Source organism: Alphaproteobacteria bacterium, assembly GCA_030740435.1.
In the GTDB taxonomy this organism is placed as follows: domain Bacteria; phylum Pseudomonadota; class Alphaproteobacteria; order UBA2966; family UBA2966.
This window is the reverse complement of sequence record JASLXG010000105.1, coordinates 1-5,534: the sequence shown is the minus strand read 5'-3', so window position 1 is coordinate 5,534 and position 5,534 is coordinate 1. Positions and strand designations below refer to the sequence as shown.

The window sequence follows — 5,534 nt, the reverse complement described above, 5'->3', positions numbered from 1 at the left end:
GGCGCCGCAGTAGCGGCGGGTCGCGGTCGCTCCCGTTGCACCAAGACCAAGCAGCAAAAAAACACACTGTGACGGCGTCGCTAAGCCGCCCCCGGAACGGGGGCGGAGGCCAAGGGCGCGGATGCGCCCGCCCGGTGAGGGTCTAAACAAGACTCCGCGGATGCGCCCGCCCGGTGAGGGTTTACAAAAAGCCGGCCTGACGTAAACTCCTGTCTGGGGTGCCGCATTGGCGTGGCGCCGGGCCGCCGGGCCGGTGGGGAGAAGTCCTTGGCCGAAGTCAATTTCGAGATCTATTCGCTCAAGAAGGGCACCTGGTCCTTGAACGCGCGCCTGGAATCGGGCAAGCGCGGTGCCGCCATCGAGCAGGCCAAGGCGCTGATGGCCGACGCCAACGTCGAAGCTGTCGGCGTGGTGCGCGATTCACTCGACAGCAATACCGGGCAATCCCAGGAAAGTCTGACCTACGGCGACGCCAAGAAGGACGGCGTGCCGCCATTGAACGGCATGCCCGTGCGCCGCCGCCCCGCCAGCGCCGGCAAGGATAAGCGCCAGCCCCGGGCGGCGGCCGACGACGACATGCCGCGCGCCATCCCGGCCCGGCCAGCGGCCCCCGCCGGTACGGCGACGCCGCTGACCCTGGTCTACAAATTCGTCATGCTGATAGTGCTCTGCGGCGTGCTGGCCTGGGGCATGTGGTTCGTCATCGAGGCGGCCGGCGGAGCGCCCTCGTTGGCCGGCATTCTGGGCGGCCAGGCCCTGGCTCCCAAGGTCTTCCTCATCTCCTTCGTCATCTTCATGCTGCTCTTTGGGCCGGCCACCATCTCGCGGGCCGACTTCGCCGCCGCCTTCGCCGCCGAGCCGGCCTACCAGGAGGATGAGGAAACCTCGCGCCTGAAAAAGGAGTTCAAGTCCAAGCACGAGGGGCGCCAGCAAAAGGCCCGGGAAGCCGAGGAAGCCGCCGCGGCGCCGGACAAGGCGCCGACCCTGGCCCAGGCCGCCGAGGCCGCCTCCGAGGCCGGCAAGGAGGAGAAGGAAAAGGGCAAGGAAAGCGAGGAGGAGGACAACGAGGCGGCCCGGCGCATGGCCGAGGCGCGGGCCGACATGCTGAAGTTCTTCGAGCTTTGCATCACCTATCTGAACGCCCACCAGCAATCCAGCGGGCTCAAGCTCGATGCCCTGACCACCTTCGGCTGCCTGCTCTACTTCGCCGGTGGCGGCGAGGCGCTGTCGCGCGCCCGCGGCATCAATCTGCGCTACCTGGCGATATTGATCGAGCCCTGCGTGCTGGCGCTGGGCCGCTCCGGCGAATGGGGCCAAAAATTCGCCCAGCGCTACGAGGAATACCTGCTCGAGCCCGGCTACGCCGACATGTTCGGCGCCGGCAACGACGCCATGGCCTCCTTTCTCGGCGACCTCGATCGCCGGGCCGAAAAAGAAGCCATGGAGGCGGCGCTCGAGGCCTCGATTTCCGAAGCCGGCGACGGCGCGCCCCCCGCCCCCGCTGCCGCCCTCGTCAGCCCCGCCAGCGACGATTACGACGACGATTGGGACGGCGGAGACGATTCCGAAATCGGCATCTTCCTCGTCCACGCCCTCGAGAGCTGGGCCAAACCGGGCACCCGGCGCAAGGGCGACGGCATGATTGCCGTCCTCTTTACCGACATCGTGGGCTCCACCAGCTACACCCAGGAGCACGGCGACGAGGCCAGCCAGCGCCTGCTCAACGTGCACAACGCCATCGTGCGCAGCGCCATCAAGAACAGGGGCGGCCGCGAGGTCAAGCACACCGGCGACGGCATCCTGGCCTCATACCCACAGCCCGGCATGGCCGTCGAAAGCGCCGCCGCCATGCTGCACGAAGCCGAAAAGCACAACATCGCCAACCCCGGCCTGGCGCTGCATCTGCGCATCGGCATCAACGCCGGCCAACCGATTCAAGAAGACGGCGACATCTTCGGCACCACGGTGCAGCTCTCGGCCCGGCTCTGCGATGCCGCCGAAACCGACCAGATCCTGGTGACCAACGTGGTGCGCGATATGTCCCAGGGCCGGGCCGTCAAGTTCCGCTCCGTGGGCGAGCGTGAAATGAAGGGCATCAAGGAGCCGGTGCCGATCATCGAGGCGGTGTGGCGCAAGGAAAACGGCGAAGGCTAGCCCGCATTTTCGATTCCCAGGAAGGAAAAGCCCCATGCAACCGGTCCACGTCCTCGCCATCATCACCGCCAAGCCCGGCCAGCGCGCTGACATCCTGGCCGCCTTCAAGGCCAACGTGCCGGCCGTGCACGCCGAGGAGGGCTGCATCGAATACGGCGCCGCCAGCGACACCCCAGGCGTCGGCGCCTTCCAGACCGAGATGGGCGAAGACACCTTCGTGGTGATCGAAAAATGGGCGAGCCTGGATGCCCTCAAGGCCCACGCCGCGTCCCCTCACATGGCCGCCTACGGCGCCAAGACCAAGGACCTGATCGCCAGCCGGATTATTCACGTGCTGTCGCCGGCCTGACCCCCTCGGGGGGGCGCCACGGCTGCATGTTGGTTGGTGCTGGCGAGTGGGGCGTGTGGCCTGGATCAATTCTGACGCGCTCTAGCCGCCGATGTCGTTCAGGAAAGCCCGCAGCTCGGCGACCACCTCGTCGGGCTTTTCCTCGGGCACGAAGTGGGCGCAGTCGAGCGCCTTGCCGCGCACCTCGACGGCGCGCTGGCGCCAGGTCTCGAGCAGCTGCATGTTCCGGCCGGTCTGCCAGCCCGGGCGCTTGGCCGTGTTGCCGCCCCACAGCACCAGCACCGGGCACTCCAGCTTGCGCCCGCAGTCGGCTTCGTCGTGTTGCAGGTCCAACTCGGTGGCGCGGTATTCGGCGACGCTGGCGTTGACGGCTTCCTGATTGCAGAAACAGCGGCGGTATTCCGCCATGGCTTCCGCGGTGATGGCGCCCGCCGTGGCGCACCAGCGCTCCATGATGAAATCGAAATAGAAATCCACGCTGTTGCCGATCAGCGTCTCGGCCACCGGGTGCGGCTGGCGCATCAGCACCCAGTGGAAGAAGGCCAGGGCAAGCTGGTCGTCCATGCCGTCGAACACCGCCTGGGTGGGCACGACATCGAGCGAGGTCAGGCTCAGGACGCGATCGGGATGGTCGAGCGCCAGGCGGTGACCCACCCGCACACCCCGGTCATGGCCTACGATGTGGCAGCTCTCGATGCCGAGATCATCCAACAACGCCACCATGTCCTGGGCCATTGTGCGTTTGCAGTAGACGGTATGGTCGCCGGGCGCAGCCGCCGGCTTGCCGCTATCGCCGTAGCCGCGCATGTCGGGCGCCACCACGCGATAGTGCTCGGCCAGCCGGGGCGCCACCTTGTGCCACAGCACGTGCGACTGCGGATAGCCGTGCAGCAGCAGCAACGGCGGACCGCTGCCCCGTTGGACGAAATTGATCTCGACGCCGTTGACCTCGCGTCGATCACGCTCAAAGCCTTCGAACATGTCCGCCTCCCTGGCCACCTTGGCACCCGGTTGGAGCAAAAAAATGGTAGCCCGCAGGACAAATCCGGGCACCGGGTAATTGTGGCACCGAATCCCCCCGGCTCGCCTTAACAATCCTTAATTAAGGGGACGCGGACGGTCGCCGGACGGTCGCGAGGCCTTTGCCCATCAGATACCGATGGTGTAGCCGCCGTTGACCGACAAATGCTGTCCGGTGATGTAGCTGGCGGCATCGGAGAGCAGGAAACAGACCGGCGGCGAGACCTCGTCGGCTTCGGAAAAGCGGCCCATGGGAACTTGCGCCAGGACTCTGTCGCGGAATTTACCCGAGCGAATGGTTTCGGTCATTTCCGTCTCCACCACGCCGAAGCAGACGGAATTCACCCGCACGCCCTTGGCCGCCCATTCTCGGGCCGCGCTCATGGTGATGCCCATGACGCCGGACTTGGCGGCACCGTAGTTGATCTGGCCGATGGTGCCGCGACGCCCGGCGTCGGAGGAAATGTTGACGATAGAAGCGGGGCTCGTGTCGCCGGTCTCGGCGCGCTCGCACATGTGCCGGCCGACCGCCTGCAAGCAGTAGAAAACGCCCGAGAGATTGACGTCGATGACCTGCTGCCAGGATTCCAGCGGCATCTTGTTGATCATCGCCGCCCGCACGATGCCGGCATTGTTGACAAGACCATGGATGACGCCGTTCTGATCGACCGCCTGGGCCACCATGTCCTGGACGAAGCCGGGATCCGTCACCGAGCCGACATGTGCCTGGGCCCGGTCGCTGCCCAATTCCTCGGCCAATGCCTTGACCTTGTCGCCCTGCAAATCGACCAGGATGGCGCGGCCGCCGAGCTCGACGACCAGGCGCGAGACGGCCTCGCCGATGCCCTGGCCGGCACCGGTGACGATGATGTTGCGAGCTTCGAGATTCATTGGGTTATTCATGGCTTCAAGTCCCCGGTCCAGGCGAGAGGGCGGACGATCCGGGCCGCCTCGCGCCGCTTAACAAATCCGTTTGTGGAGCAACCATACGGGAATTCGGGCGATGATCGAATACCTTCCGAGGCGGCCGTTTCCCCACACTGATCCCAGGATGCCAGCCTTCGAGATCAGTAGGCTATTCGTGAGATCCGAGTGGTTGAACTCACGGCCTTCAGCTCGTAAAGAGCCAACCGACGTTATCTGGAGGTTGACGCGTTCAACGATGAAATTTGCTATGTCGATTGTCGGTCGGATGGAAATACCTGCGTTCTGCAAGAGCCATACCGCATCGTCGCGGTACCGATTCCGGCTGAAGCTCGAGAATTGGTGAAGATAGAAACTCTCGGCGCCATAATACATGGCTTCACGCGCCACTAACACAATTGCCTCAGGGCGAGCCATAAACTCCTGGGACCTCGTATCAAACGCTGGCGCGCATTCCTCTAGAAGAAGATCGTGAAACTCCTGCAGGAGCTGATCGGCGTGGTCGGCGAAGCTATCGTCTTCAACATAGACGGAGAAAGTTTTGTCGCTCTGCGATTGAACGGTTAGGCCCAGCAGGAGCAAAAGCTCGTTCTCACGGTCTCCATGCTATTCCGATCCGACGAATGCCGGAAGAGGTGATCAAACTGATGAGTGACCGTGCATTTACGCAGCAGCCTTGCTAACATCAGGCACGGGAGGCTTCACCGGGGGGCGAACGGGTGCGCGGAAGGGCCTGTCATGACGTCCTCGCGATTTCGGTTTCCTCTCGGTACCTTGATTCTGGCCTTGGTTCTGTGGGCGGCTGCAGCCACGGGAGGGCTGCCGTTCGGCTTTGACGCCCGTGCCGCCGACGACGCAACGACCCCGACCGTGGCCACCCGGCTGAGCGCCCTCGAACGCCAGGACGAGGACTTGGCGAAATGGCTGGAAAAGCTCGGCCAGGCGATGGCCTGCCCCCCGAAAACTGGTCCAGCCCGGATGTTAGGATTGGGTTGGCTTGAAGGAGGGCAAAATGGCGAAGAAGAATCACACGGTTGAGCAGATTATCGGCAAGCTCCGCGAGGCGGAGGTCCGGCTAAGCCAGGGA

5 protein-coding genes are annotated in these 5,534 nt (G+C 64.7%); 2 read left to right on the top strand and 3 right to left on the bottom strand.

Annotated elements, in window-relative coordinates:
• Positions 1–267 precede the first annotated feature (267 nt).
• Together QGG75_12040 and QGG75_12035 are read left to right on the top strand one after the other, a co-directional pair.
• Positions 268–2,154: an adenylate/guanylate cyclase domain-containing protein gene (locus QGG75_12040; protein MDP6067963.1), complete on the top strand. Its 1,887-nt coding sequence runs from the start codon at positions 268–270 to the stop codon at positions 2,152–2,154.
• Positions 2,155–2,188: 34 nt separating this feature from the next.
• Positions 2,189–2,503, top strand: a complete 315-nt coding sequence (locus QGG75_12035; protein ID MDP6067962.1) for a putative quinol monooxygenase — start codon at positions 2,189–2,191, stop codon at positions 2,501–2,503.
• 81 nt (positions 2,504–2,584) lie between these two features.
• Here the strand turns inward: QGG75_12035 and QGG75_12030 are convergent, their stop codons facing one another.
• The 3 genes from QGG75_12030 to QGG75_12020 all read right to left on the bottom strand — a co-directional run bounded on the left by QGG75_12030 (position 2,585) and on the right by QGG75_12020 (position 5,029).
• Positions 2,585–3,484: an alpha/beta hydrolase gene (locus tag QGG75_12030; protein MDP6067961.1), complete on the bottom strand. Its 900-nt coding sequence runs from the start codon at positions 3,482–3,484 to the stop codon at positions 2,585–2,587.
• Between the two features lie 168 nt (positions 3,485–3,652).
• Positions 3,653–4,426 (bottom strand): SDR family NAD(P)-dependent oxidoreductase, encoded by a 774-nt coding sequence (locus tag QGG75_12025; protein ID MDP6067960.1) that lies wholly within the window; start codon positions 4,424–4,426, stop codon positions 3,653–3,655.
• Positions 4,427–4,483: 57 nt separating this feature from the next.
• Positions 4,484–5,029 carry a hypothetical protein gene (locus QGG75_12020; GenBank protein MDP6067959.1) on the bottom strand — a complete coding sequence of 182 codons (546 nt, stop codon included), beginning with the start codon at positions 5,027–5,029 and terminating at the stop codon, positions 4,484–4,486.
• Between the last annotated feature and the right edge of the window lie 505 nt (positions 5,030–5,534).

Coding starts and splice junctions, on each gene's coding strand:
- QGG75_12035 (MDP6067962.1), top strand. CDS start 2,189: ATGCAACCGGTCCACGTCCTCGCCATCATCACCGCCAAGCCCGGCCAG.
- QGG75_12030 (MDP6067961.1), bottom strand. CDS start 3,484: ATGTTCGAAGGCTTTGAGCGTGATCGACGCGAGGTCAACGGCGTCGAG.
- QGG75_12025 (MDP6067960.1), bottom strand. CDS start 4,426: ATGAATAACCCAATGAATCTCGAAGCTCGCAACATCATCGTCACCGGT.